The organism is Peribacillus sedimenti, assembly GCF_046237635.1.
Classification (GTDB): Bacteria; Bacillota; Bacilli; order Bacillales; family DSM-1321; genus Peribacillus; species Peribacillus sedimenti.
The window spans coordinates 476,118-491,979 of sequence record NZ_CP143547.1; the positions used below are offsets into that span (position 1 = coordinate 476,118).

The 15,862-nt window shown below is 40.2% G+C and carries 11 protein-coding genes; 9 read left to right on the forward strand and 2 right to left on the reverse strand.

Annotated elements, in window-relative coordinates; genetic code table 11:
- Nucleotides 1-383 precede the first annotated feature (383 nt).
- The gene (locus tag V1500_RS02510) at nt 384-563 is read right to left on the reverse strand and encodes a hypothetical protein (RefSeq protein ID WP_409304064.1); all 180 of its coding nucleotides are present in this window, start codon (nt 561-563) and stop codon (nt 384-386) included.
- A gap of 311 nt (nt 564-874) precedes the next feature.
- Between V1500_RS02510 and rlmD the strand changes: the two genes are divergently transcribed.
- From rlmD to V1500_RS02550, 8 genes are all read left to right on the forward strand, one after another.
- Complete coding sequence (rlmD, locus tag V1500_RS02515) at nt 875-2,260, forward strand: 23S rRNA (uracil(1939)-C(5))-methyltransferase RlmD (protein WP_409304065.1); 1,386 nt, start codon at nt 875-877, stop codon at nt 2,258-2,260.
- An 865-nt stretch (nt 2,261-3,125) separates the two neighbouring features.
- The gene (locus tag V1500_RS02520) at nt 3,126-3,794 is read left to right on the forward strand and encodes a Type 1 glutamine amidotransferase-like domain-containing protein (RefSeq protein ID WP_409304066.1); all 669 of its coding nucleotides are present in this window, start codon (nt 3,126-3,128) and stop codon (nt 3,792-3,794) included.
- A gap of 485 nt (nt 3,795-4,279) precedes the next feature.
- The gene (locus V1500_RS02525) at nt 4,280-5,215 is read left to right on the forward strand and encodes a hypothetical protein (protein ID WP_409304067.1); all 936 of its coding nucleotides are present in this window, start codon (nt 4,280-4,282) and stop codon (nt 5,213-5,215) included.
- A gap of 494 nt (nt 5,216-5,709) precedes the next feature.
- Nucleotides 5,710-6,684, forward strand: a complete 975-nt coding sequence (locus V1500_RS02530) for a tRNA dihydrouridine synthase (protein ID WP_409305897.1) — start codon at nt 5,710-5,712, stop codon at nt 6,682-6,684.
- Nucleotides 6,685-7,148: 464 nt separating this feature from the next.
- Nucleotides 7,149-7,574, forward strand: coding sequence for a DUF6526 family protein (locus V1500_RS02535; protein ID WP_409304068.1), 426 nt, complete (start codon nt 7,149-7,151; stop codon nt 7,572-7,574).
- Nucleotides 7,575-7,669: 95 nt separating this feature from the next.
- Entirely contained in the window at nt 7,670-8,596 is a 927-nt protein-coding gene (locus V1500_RS02540; protein ID WP_409304069.1) for an ABC transporter ATP-binding protein, read from the forward strand.
- Nucleotides 8,593-9,684 carry an ABC transporter permease gene (locus V1500_RS02545; RefSeq protein ID WP_409304070.1) on the forward strand — a complete coding sequence of 364 codons (1,092 nt, stop codon included), beginning with the start codon at nt 8,593-8,595 and terminating at the stop codon, nt 9,682-9,684. Before V1500_RS02540 ends, V1500_RS02545 begins: the two co-directional genes overlap by 4 nt.
- Nucleotides 9,685-10,557: 873 nt before the next feature.
- A complete protein-coding gene (locus V1500_RS02550) occupies nt 10,558-11,859 on the forward strand; it encodes an acetamidase/formamidase family protein (protein WP_409304071.1) in 1,302 nt (433 codons plus the stop codon).
- Nucleotides 11,860-12,155: 296 nt separating this feature from the next.
- Here V1500_RS02550 and V1500_RS02555 read toward each other — a convergent pair whose 3' ends face one another.
- On the reverse strand, nt 12,156-13,073 hold the full coding sequence (locus V1500_RS02555) for an exopolyphosphatase (protein ID WP_409304072.1): 918 nt from the start codon (nt 13,071-13,073) through the stop codon (nt 12,156-12,158).
- A 207-nt stretch (nt 13,074-13,280) separates the two neighbouring features.
- Between V1500_RS02555 and V1500_RS02560 the strand changes: the two genes are divergently transcribed.
- Entirely contained in the window at nt 13,281-15,416 is a 2,136-nt protein-coding gene (locus tag V1500_RS02560) for an RNA degradosome polyphosphate kinase (protein WP_409304073.1), read from the forward strand.
- Nucleotides 15,417-15,862 lie beyond the last annotated feature (446 nt).

Sequence of the window (15,862 nt, forward strand, 5' to 3'; positions counted from 1 at the left end):
AATGGTTCTAAATTATGGCGCGCAATCATTTATGATGTGCTCAGCACCTCCTATATCATTTGGTAATACTTTTATTCTATTCGTATGAAAGCGGTACCTGCTTAATCCTTACATGGTGTAAAAATAATAGGGGCTGGGTTTCATGTACATTATAAAATAAGGCATGGGAGCGGATTTTGTTTTGTGTAGCATCTGCGTTTCAGCCTCGCTACGTGTTGATCCTGATTTTGAAGGGAAAAGGATTGGAAAGGAAATGTTATGGAATGGAAAAGATGAAGAAAATTAGGTTTCCGGTAATGGCAGACGCGTTATAGATATTGGTATACATGTATAAGGACAAAAAAATACGGCATAACACCGTATTTTCATGATTTGTAACTTTTTTATTTATCAGATATGGCCGTTTGTGACGGACCAATCGGAAAAACTGCCGCTGCCATTGCAGCCTGGGCAATCATAGACGTTGGAGTAGTAATATTCGTTCGGAACATAGGCGTTGAAACCTTTGCCGCGGCAATCAGGGCATAACCCTTGAGCAGCCATGTTGGCCACATGCTTCTCATAGCGTGCAGTGTTCCAGGCCGAAATCGCGCTAAATAATCCCATGATGCTCACCTCACCTGTTTTTTCCTATTTTGCGGAAAAAATATGAAATTTATACATGAATACCTGGAGGCTAAAGGGATGGAAGGTATTCATAGTATAATGTATGTAGGATAAGCCCTTTTTGTGCGTAGGCTAGTGCTAATTTTTCCCGGAAAAGTCCATTGGAGCTTTGCTTGGGAAAGTGCGAGCTGATTTTGTTATATATGCGCAATATGATAAAATACTCAAGCAGAAATGAAACGGCAATTCATAGAAGAGGAAGTAAAATATGAAAAAAACACAACAAGCACCCGTTGCGAAAAATGATTATATAGATGTAGTGTTTGAGGACCTGACTCATGACGGAGCCGGGGTAGCAAAGGTGGATGGATATCCGATTTTTGTGCCGAACGGCCTGCCCGGGGAAAAGGCGAAAATCAAGGTGGTAAAGGTCAATAAAGGCTATGCGTTCGGGCGCCTGGACGAGACATATGAAAAAAGCGAATTCAGGGTGGATATCCCACTCGCGTTTGCACATAAATATGGCGGCTGCCAGATCCAGCATATCAGTTATGAAGGGCAGCTGAAATTTAAGGAAAACCAGGTTCGTCAGGTGCTTGCGAGAATCGGGAAGCTTGAGGATGTAAAGGTGCATCCGATTTTGGGCATGGAAGACCCGTGGCATTACCGCAACAAAGCACAGGTTCCTGTCGGAGAAAAGGATGGCAGGCTGATTGCGGGCTTCTTCAAGCAGAGAAGCCATGAAATCGTAGATACGAACGAAAGCTTAATCCAGCATCCGGCAATCAATGAGGCCATTCAGACTGTTAAGGAGCTGGCGAATGAACTGCACATTCCCACTTATAATGAAGAAACGCATAAAGGTGTCCTGCGTCATATCATGGCGCGCTATGGCAAACAGACGGAAGAGCTTATGGTTGTCCTCATCACGAGGACAGCCGAGCTGCCGCATAAAGAAAAGCTTATAAAGGAAATTACCGAGCGGCTTCCAAAAGTGAAGTCCATTGTCCATAATGTGAACTCAAAGAAAACTAATGTCATCATGGGTGAGAAAACAAATGTGCTGTGGGGCAATGAAGTCATTTATGATTATATAGGTGACATCAAATTTGCCATCTCCGCCTTATCCTTTTACCAGGTCAATCCGGACCAGACCCGCGTTTTATATGGCAAAGCCCTGGAGTATGCGGGATTGACTGGAGAAGAATCAGTGATAGATGCCTATTGCGGAATCGGGACGATTTCGTTATTCCTTGCCCAAAAGGCAAAGAAGGTATTCGGCGTGGAGGTTGTTCCGGAAGCCATCGAGGATGCCAGGCGGAATGCTGAATTAAACGGGATTGCAAATGCGGAATTTGCGGTCGGCGAAGCGGAGGCCGTTATCCCTGAGTGGTACAAGCAGGGAAATAAGGCAGATGTGCTGGTGGTAGACCCGCCGCGTAAAGGCTGTGATGAGGCATTGCTTCGGACCATCATTGAGATGAGGCCGGAGAAGGTCGTATATGTTTCATGCAACCCGGCTACATTGGCCCGGGATTTGCGGATCCTCGAGGATGGCGGGTATAAGACGCTGGAAGTGCAGCCGGTGGACATGTTCCCGCAGACTACGCATGTAGAAGCAGTCGCGTTGATAGAACTAAATGTAACCCAATAATAAACACCTGACATTCAAAATAAACCCATAGCAAAATCAAAATAAAGTTCTGATATGCCTGTGGAAAACATGTGGACAGATGCAGGAATCAAAAGCAGGAAAGAAAGGGTGGGAACAGGATTCCCATCTTTTTTTACGTTGGGATAAAGGAAGGGAAAAAGCCTGGAAAGACTTGATACAGCAGGGATTGAATGAAAGTGTGAGGGGGTTGTTATGAACCCCAAAAGCCTGAAAAAAGAGCGAGAAAAAGCAGGAGAAAAGGCAGGAAGAAAAACAGGAAATACCACGACATTATTTTTATTTATAATAAAGTTGTGGCAGAAAAAAGTGAGAAGAAAATCGAGAAAATGACCGTATTGTGCAGAACTTTATTTCGAATGGAAAAAATTAGGTAGTGTAAGAATGCGGGTTGAGACGGGATGGAGTAACAGGACATTATTTTTACTGAACACTAAAATAGCTTGGTTTTAGCGGGTTTAGCAGATCTTAGTTGACTATTTAATTGTGTTTTTATTCCCTCGGACTCAAAAGTTTGGGGGATTTTTCTTTATAGGTCTAACTCTTACGCAGAAGTTGCCACTTGATGACGTGACTTTGGAACAAATGATAGGTTATTAAAGAAATTGAATTTAGAAATAGCTAAATGAACCCACGAATGGAAAGGGTGTATTTCAGTAGAGTCAAAGAAAAATGAAGAAATTGAATTTAATGAATCTGTAAATAATATTGAAAATCTACTTGAAGAACCAGTTGAACTATCGGAAATTTGTTATACTTAAAAGGTGTTGAATTTTCATAATATTCAGTAATATAACGCATTGTAAGGGTAATCTGCCAATACCCGACAACGATAAGGAGTGGAGTTATGAAACTTCTGCTTACATCTGCTGGCATCAATAACAAAAGTATACATGGCTCGTTGGTTGACATGCTGGACAAGCCGATTGCCGAATCCAACGCCCTATGCATCCCCACCGCTATGTACGGACACCCCTGGGTTGGCCCCGGTGTCAAAGCCTGGGAGTTCATCAGCGGGAATGAAGATAATCCTATGGTCGACCTGGGTTGGAAATCCGTTGGCGTACTGGAGCTCACAGCGCTGCCAAGTTTAAGTGAAGACCGTTGGGTGCCACTGGTACGAGACATGGACGTCCTGCTGGTGGCGGGAGGCGATGCCCTTTACCTGTGCCACTGGATGCGGCAGTCAGGACTGGCAGACCTCTTGCCGTCGTTGCGTGCAGTCTATGTGGGAATGAGTGCCGGGAGCATGGTGATGGCACCTAATATAGGTGAATTCTTTGTTGGCTGGAATCCACCCAACGGTGGTGATAACGGCTTGAGTCTGGTCGAGTTTGCAATGTTCCCGCATCTGGATCACGAGATGCTGCCCTATAACACAATGGCTGCTGCAGAGAGATGGGCCGCCGGGATGAAGGGGCCCGCGTATGCTATTGATGACCAAACCGCCATTAAAGTGGTTGACGGAACGGTCGAAGTTGTCAGTGAAGGGAATTGGAAACTGTTTACGCCATGATCTCGCTATGCTGCTAGCTTCTTGGGACAATCTCGAATGCACCCAGTACTTGGAGATCAATGTTAGGTATTCATCGGGATTCCGTGAAGTACAATTGCGGAGAATAGATGACTTCAATTTTGTTGATGCTTGATGGACTTGTTCGGTGACAATCTAGCAGTGATGTGCTCGAGGTCGTGTTCATAAATTATTTGAACACATACCAGCACCCTATGTGTTGTCACAGACACTTAACACATGTAGAACTTGTTGTAAGACTGGATAAGAGATAAATCAAATAGCAACCCCATACAAATAAAGAGGAAAGTGGATTGTTTTTTGTTGTAGCAAATATTTGAGTATTAGGTTGCAGGTTACGTAGATATGTTAAAATTTTTGTGGTATTTAATAGTCTACACATTTTCTGCATTTTAATAATCTAGGCTACCATATTTTTTAATAGAATTAATAATTGATATAAAACATGTGAGAAAGGGTAAGACTTTATGAAGCTTGTTTCATGGAATTGCAAAAAAGGATTAAATAGTAAAGATAAAAGTAAAAAACTCTTTGAGCTCATTCCTGATATCGCCATCATACAAGAAAGTTTTCATCCTAAAGAATTTAATGATGATATACAATACGAAGATGCAGTTTGGGTAGGTGAAGAGAAGGATAAAGGTTTAGGTCTTTGTGTTCTTTCCTTATCAAAGGATTATCATTTATCTCTTCTTGTAGATAAGGTGAAGCATGAGTGGATTGTACCTATAAAAGTATCAGGAAAGGAAAACTTTACACTCATAGCAGTATGGACAAAACGAATGCATGGTTCTTCTTATGGAAAAGTACTTTTCACCGCTTTACAAGAGTACGAAAGACTTATTCAAAACGGGTCAGTTATTATCATGGGTGATTTTAATCTCGATAAAAGGGTGTCATCTAGTTATACAGGTGTTGGTGGATATACGAAGATGATGGAGATATTTGAGAACTATGGGTTGAAAAGCTGTTATCATTCTATTAGCAGAGAAGAATATGGTTCTGAAAGTCAAGCTACCTACTATCATTATGGCAAAAGTGATAAGCCTTTTCATCTTGATTATTGCTTCGTTTCGCAGGACATTCTACCGAGGATGAATCAATTTTATATTGGTACTGCTAAAGAGTTCCTTCCCTTTAGTGACCATGTTCCCCTTGTGTTTGAATTTACTCTTAGTTTCAACAATATAGTAGAAAAATCCACTGCTAAAAAAATTGTTTCAAAAGATTCAATTACACAAAAATCAATGGTAGAGGAAACTAAGTTTGAAAAGACCATCATTACACCAGAAATATTATTACAAGATTATCTTCTTAAAATTGACGGTGAATTTACCACGATTGAAGAAATAGAAGAAGCAGTTAAGTATATTAAAGCACAGAGAATAATGAGAAAATTATAATAGATATGAAAGTGAGTCTTTGGTGATCATATCTGTATTACGAATGTAAACCACCACCAGCACCCCATGTGTTCTCACAGATACTCAACACATGTAGAAGCCATGATGGTTTTGGAATTGAAGACATCTAATTAAATAATGCTCTTGCTAATTAAATAAACAATTGCCAGTCAGGCCCTGATTTCGTTAAATGCGATTTCGGGGTCTTTTTCCTGTTAATCAGTTGTCAATCCAGTGTTCTCAATTTTCTTTTAAAGTCTTTTTAGCAAAACTTTATTTTAACTCGAACTGTGGAATGCTAGTTGATGAGTGGATCTTAGCAGGACATATTTTGGATGTACAGATTTGTAAAGGTAAAATAACCATTTTCGTTCAGTTTGATAAAAAGTGGCTAAGCATGGTATAAGTGTAAAAGAAGCAGGGGCATCTTGCTTGTTAATTTTGGGATAGGGAACTGGCCTGGTATCCCATGATGAGAGGATTTGAGTTTGAAGATGATAGATAATTTTTGGCGTGATTTACCACGACCTTTTTTTATACTGGCACCAATGGAAGATGTGACGGATGTTGTGTTTCGTCATGTAGTGAGTGAAGCAGCCAGACCTGATGTATTTTTTACAGAGTTTACAAACAGTGAGAGTTATTGTCACCCAGACGGGATCCAGAGTGTGCGCGGGCGCTTGACTTTTACAGAGGATGAACAGCCAATGGTAGCCCATATATGGGGGGATAAGCCTGAAAACTTTCGGCAAATGAGCATTGGTATGGCGGAACTTGGGTTTCGGGGTTTGGATATCAATATGGGCTGTCCTGTACCCAATGTGGCACAGCATGGGAAGGGAAGCGGTCTGATCCGTCGCCCGGATGTTGCAGCAGATTTAATACAAGCAGCAAAAGCAGGCGGACTGCCCGTTAGTGTGAAGACAAGGCTGGGTTACAGTGATATAGACGAATGGCGAGGCTGGTTGACCCACATATTGAAACAAGACATTGCTAATCTTTCCATTCATCTGCGTACAAGAGACGAGATGAGCAAAGTGGATGCTCATTGGGAACTGATCCCGGAAATTAAGGAACTTCGTGACCAGGTGGCACCAGATACACTCTTGACGATCAACGGGGATATCCTTGATCGTCAAACCGGCTTAAAGCTCGCTCATCAATACGGGGTTGATGGGGTTATGATCGGGCGTGGTATTTTCAATAATCCATTTGCCTTTGAAAAGGAGCCGAAAGATCATAGCAGTAAGGAATTGCTTGATCTCTTAAGGCTGCATCTGGATCTTCATGATAAATATACGCTGCGTTCGTTCAAGGCTCTCCATCGCTTTTTTAAGATATATGTCAAAGGATTCCGAGGGGCGAGTGAATTAAGGAATCAATTAATGAGCACAGAGTCAACAGATGAAGTGCGTTCGATGCTCGATCACTTTGAGGCAAGGAACCTTGATGGAATCGGGGAAAAGTAGAAGCGGCCGATTTAATAAAAGCGAACAAGTAGGACGTTAAACTGGACTTTATTTATACCCTAGTCCTGCAATCAAGCCATTAAGAGAAGTCAAGACGGGAAATATTTATTCAACGCGGGAGGGTTTGGTGTCTTTTAGCCAAATTGCTGACTTGTGATAATCAGTTGCCAGCGATCTTACAAAGAAAAGAATGGAGTAGTTTAGGGGGAATAGAATCTGAACTTTGATACTGGTAAGAAGCAGGAAAAAATTAAGGTTTTCCTGCCTCTAATCAAATATCAGGGTGGCAAACCGAGAGCACTCAACCAATACATTACGAAGACAAGGATTAAAAGGAATGACATACGCTAAGACCTTGAGGAATAGAATGATGGAGGATACTCCAATCCATACTTATTCATATTGCAGATAGAATACTCCTTTTAGAATGCATATAAGTACAAGAAAGATAGGAGGTTGTCACAATGAACCAAAACTATGAAAATCATAGAAAATTTGACCCGCTCTACCATGTTGGGATTGCTGTACTTGGACTTATTATGCTCATTTTATCGATTGTGTTTTTCTTTCAACAAATAGCAAGTCAGTGGCTGCTTAGTATGATTTTGTTAGGATTTGGCCTCTTGTTTTTATTTGTAACAGTGAAGCTAAGAGGGTATGCGCTTCAGCTTCAGGATCGAATCATTCGTAACGAGGAAAATTTTCGTTATTATCGTTTAACGGGAAATATAATAGACTCAAAGCTTTCCTTGAAGCAAGTGATTGCACTAAGATTTGCGGATGACCAAGAATATGTTGAATTAGTTGAGCGAGCGATTCAAGAGAACCTTTCCCCGGATGACATCAAAAAGGCTGTTCGGAATTGGCGTGCAGACCATCATCGCGTATAATTGTTAAAGAAACAGCTTCCCTATGGCTGTTTCTTTTTTTGAACAATTTTGTTACCAAAATAAGGTTATGATTACACTGATTAGGAGGCTTGACTATGTTTAATGACATAATGGTAGACGTAAAAGGTCTAATAAAACGATATCGCTCTCACACAGTGGTTAAGGGAGTAACCTTCCAGGTAGAGAAAGGAGAAATATTTGGCCTGCTTGGTCCAAATGGTGCTGGAAAAACAACTACTATTGAAATGTTAGTCGGTCTACGAAAGCCGGATGAAGGAACGGCTACACTCGCAGGTTTTGATGTAAGAAAGGAATTAAACAAAGTAAAAGAAGTCATCGGGGTACAGCTTCAGTCCACCTCCTTATTTGAATTATTGACAGTAAAGGAAATTTTGCAATTGTACGGAAGTTTCTATCCAAGTCATGTAAACATGGATCAATTAATTGAGGATATGCTTCTAACAGAGAAGAAAAATGACCGAATAAAAGGACTTTCCGGTGGACAAAAACAGCGTCTCGCTATTGCCTTAGCTCTTATTCATGACCCGCACATTGTGTTTCTCGATGAGCCAACGACGGGACTTGATCCACAGGCAAGAAGAACCCTATGGGACATCGTGCTGCGTTTAAAGGAGCGCGGGAAAACGGTCATTCTCTCCACGCATTATATGGATGAAGCCCATGTCCTCTGTGACCGCATTGGAATTTTGGACCAAGGAGAGCTGATTGCTCTTGACACGCCAACCAATTTAGTGAAAAAGCTTCAGTCTACAAGCACTGTAGAATTTCGATTAAAAAATCCTCCTGAACAAGAGTGGTTTTTGAAAATAGATGGAGTGAAAGAAGTGTCCATAAAGGATAACTTTGTCCAGTTAAATACAGATGATTTACAGGTTGCTTTAACTTCCTTGATTCAGGCCTCTACGGAACACCAATTTATAATTGAGGACTTACAAACACGCTTAGTGACGTTAGAGGATGTATTCATTCATATGACAGGAAGGAGCATTAGAGAATCATGAGAGCTTACTGGCAATTAACTCTAGCTCAGTTACGGATCTTTGCTCGAAATAAACAGGTTCTATTTTTTACCTTACTCTTTCCGATTATCTTAATGCTAGCTCTTGGATCCTTTGCTGGAAATGGGAATAATTTCTCTTTAACTGTTGGGGTAAACGACTCTGATCAAACAGATGCCTCAATGGACTTAAAAGAACGGTTTTATAAACACGACGGACTAAAAACAATAAAGTACGAAAATGTCAAAAATGGAAAAATAGCTTTGAAAAATGGAGACATACAGCTTTTCATTGAAATACCAAAAGGATACGAAGCAAATATGAAGGTCGGAAAACAGCCATTCTCCCTTCCTGTTTACTATAATGAGAAAAACCTTACCACATCAGAGCTTGGCCTAACTGTTGTGACCGGTATCATTGATCAATATAGTAAAGTTCTTCCCGGCTACAAGCCTCTAATAACGGTTGAAAAAGTGGGCATCGAAGCCGTAAACATCCGTTATGTTGACTTCCTCGTCCCAGGTATTGTCGCCATGATGATCATGAGCAACAACATGAATGGTGTCGCTGGACAGATCGCTGCCTGGCGGGAACGGGGAATCTTGCGGAGAATGCAAGGAACGAGTCTAAAAGCCTCTACCTTCATCGCAGCTCAAATCACAGCTCGCTTATTACTCAATGGAACTCAAGCTCTACTGGTAGTACTTATTGCAAACCTCGTCTTTGGTATTAGCGTCGTTGGTTCCTGGCTTTCCTTGATCTTCTTTATTGTCCTTGGCACCCTTGCATTTATGTCACTTGGGTTTGTTATTGCCGGCATCGCGAAAAACCCCGAAAGTGCAGGGCCAATCGCAGGATTTGTGACGTTTCCCATGCTGTTTCTTGGAGGTGTGTTCTTTCCAATCAGTAATATGCCCGATATTATTCAGCCTATTATAAAAATTCTGCCGATTGCTCATTTGAGTTCTGCATTGAGGGAGACGATGAATCTTGGAACCCCGTTTCTACAATTAGGAACGGATACTCTTGTATTGGGTTGTTGGTTAGTTGCTGGATTTGTGTTGGCTAGTTTTGTGTTTAAATGGGAGTAGATGAGAACTTCTTTTATTTATTGATTCCTTATGCCGAGTTGAAAGTATCTCTCAAGTTTAAAACCATTTTCAATCCCTATGGTTAAGGACTGATTTTTAGGCTTCATAGATTGCTGACTTGCAGGATAGTTCCAATTGAGATAGAAATAAATCATTGGTGGATACGATTATGGTATTATCCGGTGGAAATGTCATCGAAGAAGGAGCAAAGGAAAATAGACATTTCCCCCAAAAAACTAATTCATGTACTTGGAAGATCAGGAAAACGCAACCAACATAATTTTTTCTTAGTCATAACGAAAATGTAATCTCAGATCATTACCAAGGTATCGGTCTGCCGAATGAAAATGGACAAATTTCAGAGAGTTAGAATATTGCATGAAAAAGTGTAGGCTAAGATGATTTTGAAATAAATCAGATTCAGGCTAAAATAAATTTACAACATTACATGAACTGGGCAAATGCGGCGGCTCAATGATTCATTAAACAGAAGCTATCCAATTGCTTTGCTTGGCCCGGAGGCTAATGCGAGTCTATTATCTGAGCTACAGGTCAACGATCAAACGAGTGAGCTGTTCATTTGGGTAATCAAGCATAGAGCCTTGTCATTTGTGGATATTCAGCTATCATGTCAGTAGAATTTAACCGGACCATCCATACAACTATTCTATTAAAAAAAGGCGACTATTAATTTAAATAATGGTCGCCTTTAACTTATTTTCCCACATAGCAGGCAAACCTTTATCATACCTGTCAAAATTGCTTATGACCATTACTAATCAAGTGATATCTGATAATTTTAAATATTAAGGAAATTTTGACTTGCGTGGTTTATAATAAAAGGGATTACGTGATTGGTTGGAGGGAATGTAAATGGTGGCGAAACAAACGTTATTTGTAAATGAATTTACAAACGGCATTTTAGATCCTGCCCAGGGTATGCTTGGCCCTGTTAAAGATGGGGGTCATATTATTGCCAATACGGCGCCAGGCTGTTGGGGACCGATGATAACACCCTGCCTTCACGGCGGCCATGAAGTGACCAAGCCTGTGTATGTTGAAGGGGCTGAAGTTGGTGATGCAGTCGCAATCAAGATTAACAGTATTCAAGTTACGTCAATCGTTACTTCTTCGGGAAATGATAAACCTGTTGAGGGAAGATTCATAGGTGACCCATTTGTAGCGGTTAAATGTACCGAATGTGGAGAAATGCACCCTGAAACAAAAATTGAAGGAACTGGACCTGAATCAATCCGCTGTAAACAATGCGGAGCAGATGTCACTCCATTTGTTTTTACAAACGGCTATACAATCGCGTTTGATCAGGATCGAAAAATAGGGGTTACATTAAATAAAGAAGCTGCTGAAAAGGTCGCAGCAGATGGGAAACACTATATGTCAATTCCTGAAAACTCTGTTCAAAATCCAATTGTAACGTTTGCACCGCACGATTTGGTTGGTACAGTGGCAAGGCTTCGGCCGTTTTTGGGTCAGCTCGGAACCACTCCCTCGAGACCGTTGCCTGATTCACATAACGCTGGCGATTTTGGGCAATTTTTGATCAATGCTCCACATCAATATGGTCTTTCCAGGGAACAATTGGAAGATCGGACGGATGGGCATATGGATATTAACAGAGTCCGTGAAGGAGCTATAGTTATCTGTCCGGTGAAAGTTCCTGGCGGCGGCGTTTATATAGGGGACATGCATGCAATGCAGGGGAATGGTGAGATTGCCGGGCATACTGCAGATGTTGCCGGTATTGTTTCGCTTCAGGTACACGTGATAAAAGGCTTAAAACTTGAAGGGCCAATACTGTTACCAGTAGAAGAAGACTTGCCATATTTATCAAAGCCATTTACGGATGCCGAAAAAGAAAGGGCATTGAATGTAGCAAAACAGTGGGGGGTGGAGAAATTGGAAGAAACGCTTCCAATTTCGATCATCGGTACTGGTGCAAATCTAAATGAGGCAACGGAAATTGGGCTGAAGCGGGCAGCGGACTTATTTGAAATTACTGTCCCTGAGGTGATGAACCGTGCTACGATCACCGGATCGATTGAAATTGGCCGCCACCCTGGGGTTGTTACAATTACCTTCCTGGCCCCAATCGATTATCTGGATAGATTGGGACTTACAGAATTAGCGAAAAACCAATATCTAGACTCGAAATAAGGTGAGTTAACTAAGTGCCTGTCACTGTCTCTCATATGTTGAATGCCTTCATAACAACATTTGAGGTGTGCCGCACATGTTACTCACCTGGAAATGGTACGTATCTGTTAAGGTCAAATAACGCAGGACTACAATAAAGAAAAAGGACTGGTTCAACTCAAATTTTTGGAGAGTTGAACAAGTCCCTGGTTAATTTTAAGTTATGGCATGTGGATTACAGCTTTGATGCCCTATCCATAAAAGGCTGGGGAAGAGGATCAGCGGGCTTTATAATGAAAATCAACATATTATGCAAGCTATTCCTGTCTTCCTCTTGTATTCAATCTGGCATTAAGAATACCATCTCTTATAGATTTTTCAGTGTACATGAAATACGGAGCCTGCACAAATTCCATCAGTGTTAAGATTGTCTTTATACCAGGGACAATAATGTCTTTCCGCTTTTTTGATAAGCCCTTTATTTTTGAACGTTCGTCAATAGATAACGAAGAAATCTCCAATAAAATCTTGTCTACATCATGAATTTGTAATTTGTTTTCTTTTGTATTATTTTTTTTCTGATAAATCCGTCCCAAATTTCGAACGGTACCGCCAATACCGATTATCGGGTATTTTACATTAGATAACCAGGGGAGACTCTGAAATTGTGTAATCAGGTATGTGTTAAGAGTCGCTAACTGTTTGTTGGTAACCTGCGGCTCGGGAGTAAACTCCGTGTTTAATGATACAGCACCGAAAGGAAAACTATGATAGTGTTTCATTTCTTTATTTTCGAACAATGTGATTTCAGTACTTCCCCCGCCGATATCTATCGTTACCCCATCATTTAGATCAATAGAGTCTATTACTCCAACAAACCCATAATAGGCTTCTTCATATTCACTCAATAAAATAAATTCATAGCCAGTTTCCCTTATTATTTCGGCTAAGATCTGTTCTTGGTTTGCAGCCTGTCTAATGACTGCTGTTGCAAATCCTATTACATTTGAAATCGGATAGGAATTGATCACCTTTTGGAATGTATGTAAAGTATCGATAATAAGCCGGGTGCCTTCAGGAGATAATTTCCCTTGCTCGTCTAAGTAAGTGATAAGACGGGCTGCTACTTTTTCTTTCTTGATTTCTTCATAATTCCCGGAGTGATCCTTTTTGTAAATTGCTAACCGAATTGAGTTAGAACCCAGGTCAATTAGTGCCGTCACATTTTCATTCACGATAAATAAACACTCCTTTTCGTTATGATAGTCATACCATTATAAAAAAAACATAGTGATTTTGGAAATAAAATGAAGTCGGAAATTCTAGTATCTCTTAATAGAAAACTAAATGTGTTAAATTTTCAAATAATTAGCACTGCCTGAGTGAGTATTTGGAGGAGAATTGTTATAATAAATGAGCGGATTATAATTAAGGAGATGTGGATGTGTGTGCAAACAGCAGATGAAAGCTCTTTAAAAAATGACTTAGATAATCCCTCCCTCTACAATAATAGAGAATTAAGTTGGCTGCAATTCAACAAAAGAGTATTGGGAGAGTCACTGGATGAACGAAATCCATTATTAGAACGGTTTAAATTTTTATCTATTTTTAGTTCGAATTTTGACGAATTTTTTATGGTTCGTGTTGCGGGCTTACTCGATCAAGTAAAAGCAGGATATAATAAACCGGAGAATAAAGCAGGACTGACCCCGAAAGAACAGTTGTGTGCTATTTCTGAAATGGCCCATGCTCTAGTGAAGGAGCAGGAAGACGCTTATTTAAACAAGTTAACTCCTTTGTTAGCTAAAGAACATGTTACATTTTTGTCCATAGACGACCTATCCCCCAAATCATTAGCTTTCTTGGAGGATTTTTTCAATGAACAAATTTTCCCCGTCTTGACCCCTATGGCTGTTGATGCTTATCGTTCCTTTCCTATGCTATTGAATAAATCACTTAATCTGGCCGTCGTAGTTGAAGAAAAGGTAAAAGAAAAAAAGAAGCTTTTCCCTTTTGACGGGAACCTGGTCATTGTTCAAGTTCCTTCTGGTATCAATCGATTTATTGAACTGCCGCAGCAGGGTGATGAAAGGATATTTGTCCTTTTGGAAGAAGTGATTGCTAGATTCATTGATCAGTTATTTTTAGGTTACCAGGTGAAATCTGTAACGCATTTTCGTATTACCCGTAATGCTGACTTAAATATTCATGAGGATGAGGCAGAAGATTTATTGCAGGAAATTGAAGAAGAATTAAAGAAGCGTAAGTGGGGAGCAGCTGTCCGATTGGAAGTAAAACAACATCGCAGTGATGAGCAAGTAATTAAATATTTAATAGATGAGCTGGAAATTCACAATCAAGATGTTTATTCAGTGCAGGCTCCGCTGGACTTAACCTTTCTCTTTTCGCTTTGCAAAACGATTGAATCTACCCATCAGCATTTACGGACACCAAGCTTTATTCCCCAACCTTCTGTTGATCTAGAAGGAGAAGGTGACATTTTCAATAAAATTCAACAAAAAGATGCCTTGCTTCACCATCCGTACGATTCCTTTGAACCGATTGTTGACTTTATGTCCCGGGCAGCAGATGACAAAGATGTCTTAGCAATTAAACAGACTCTTTATCGGGTTAGTGGAGATTCGCCGATAATTCAGAGTCTTAAGCGTGCCGCTGAGAATGGAAAGCAAGTTACCGTTCTTGTAGAGTTAAAGGCAAGGTTTGACGAAGAAAACAATGTACATTGGGCCAAAGAATTGGAGATGGCGGGATGCCATGTCATTTACGGAATGACACATGTAAAAACGCATAGTAAAATCACCCTTGTGGTAAGACGTGAAAACGGGAAAATTCAAAGATATATACATCTAGGGACAGGAAATTATAATGATGCTACAGCGAAAATATATACGGATATGGGATTACTTACAGCTGATTCTGAAATAGGGATCGATGCCACTAACTTTTTTAATTACTTAAGCGGTTATATGGATAAGCCGGACTACCACCATTTAGCTGTTTCTCCGTACGGTATTAGAGATGCATTTATACAGTTAATTAATGAGGAAATCGATATGCATCAGCAACATGGAAATGGACGCATCATATTAAAGATGAATTCCTTGTCCGATAAAAAGCTTATTATAAAACTCTATGAGGCATCGAATGCAGGGGTGAAAATTGATCTCATCGTACGAGGGATTTGTTGCTTGCGTCCCGGCATTGAAGGTGTCAGTGAAAATATAACTGTTCGAAGTATCATTGGAAGATTTTTGGAACACTCAAGAATCTATTGGTTTCATCATAACGGATACCGAAAAGTTTTCTTATCCTCTGCCGATATGATGACACGCAATATGGAAAATCGTATTGAGATACTGTTCCCCATCCTGAAAGAACATCTGAAAGTTCGCATATTTGATATCTTGACTCTTATGCTAAAAGATAATTGCAAGGCGCGATTACAGGATAGTAAAGGAAAATATCATTATATCAAAAGGGACGATGGTGAAGAGGAAATAAACAGTCAGAGGTTACTCTGTGAAAGGGCGTACGGAAGAAAATTTCCAACTGGCTGATAAATTGAATTCAGATGTACGTTGTAAAAGTAAAGAAGGATACAGCATGTAAATAGAATAATATTTTTACTAGTGTGGGAGATAAAACTCTGCAAGAGAGAATCCCTCCTGTCATGCTCAAATGAGAGAGGTGCATCCTCTCTTTTTTAAATGTCTTTTTAGGAGAACCAAAGCGAAAAACTCAAGCGTCAACTTATTGGGTTATTCATCTGTTCTTAAATCGCTGCATAAAAGATATTCAGTTGAAGTGACTCTAACCATCCATATACCATGACTTAATAATTTTTTAATCGAGTTATAATGTGTTTCACAACTATTTTTTTAGCAAGGTAACTTGAAGCTGTATTCTGCTTAAGATAATCAAGTGCTGTTTCAACCAAAAATCCGGATCAAGCATAAAGTAGCAGATTTAGAGCATAATTCCTGCATCTCGAGCATAAAGCGGT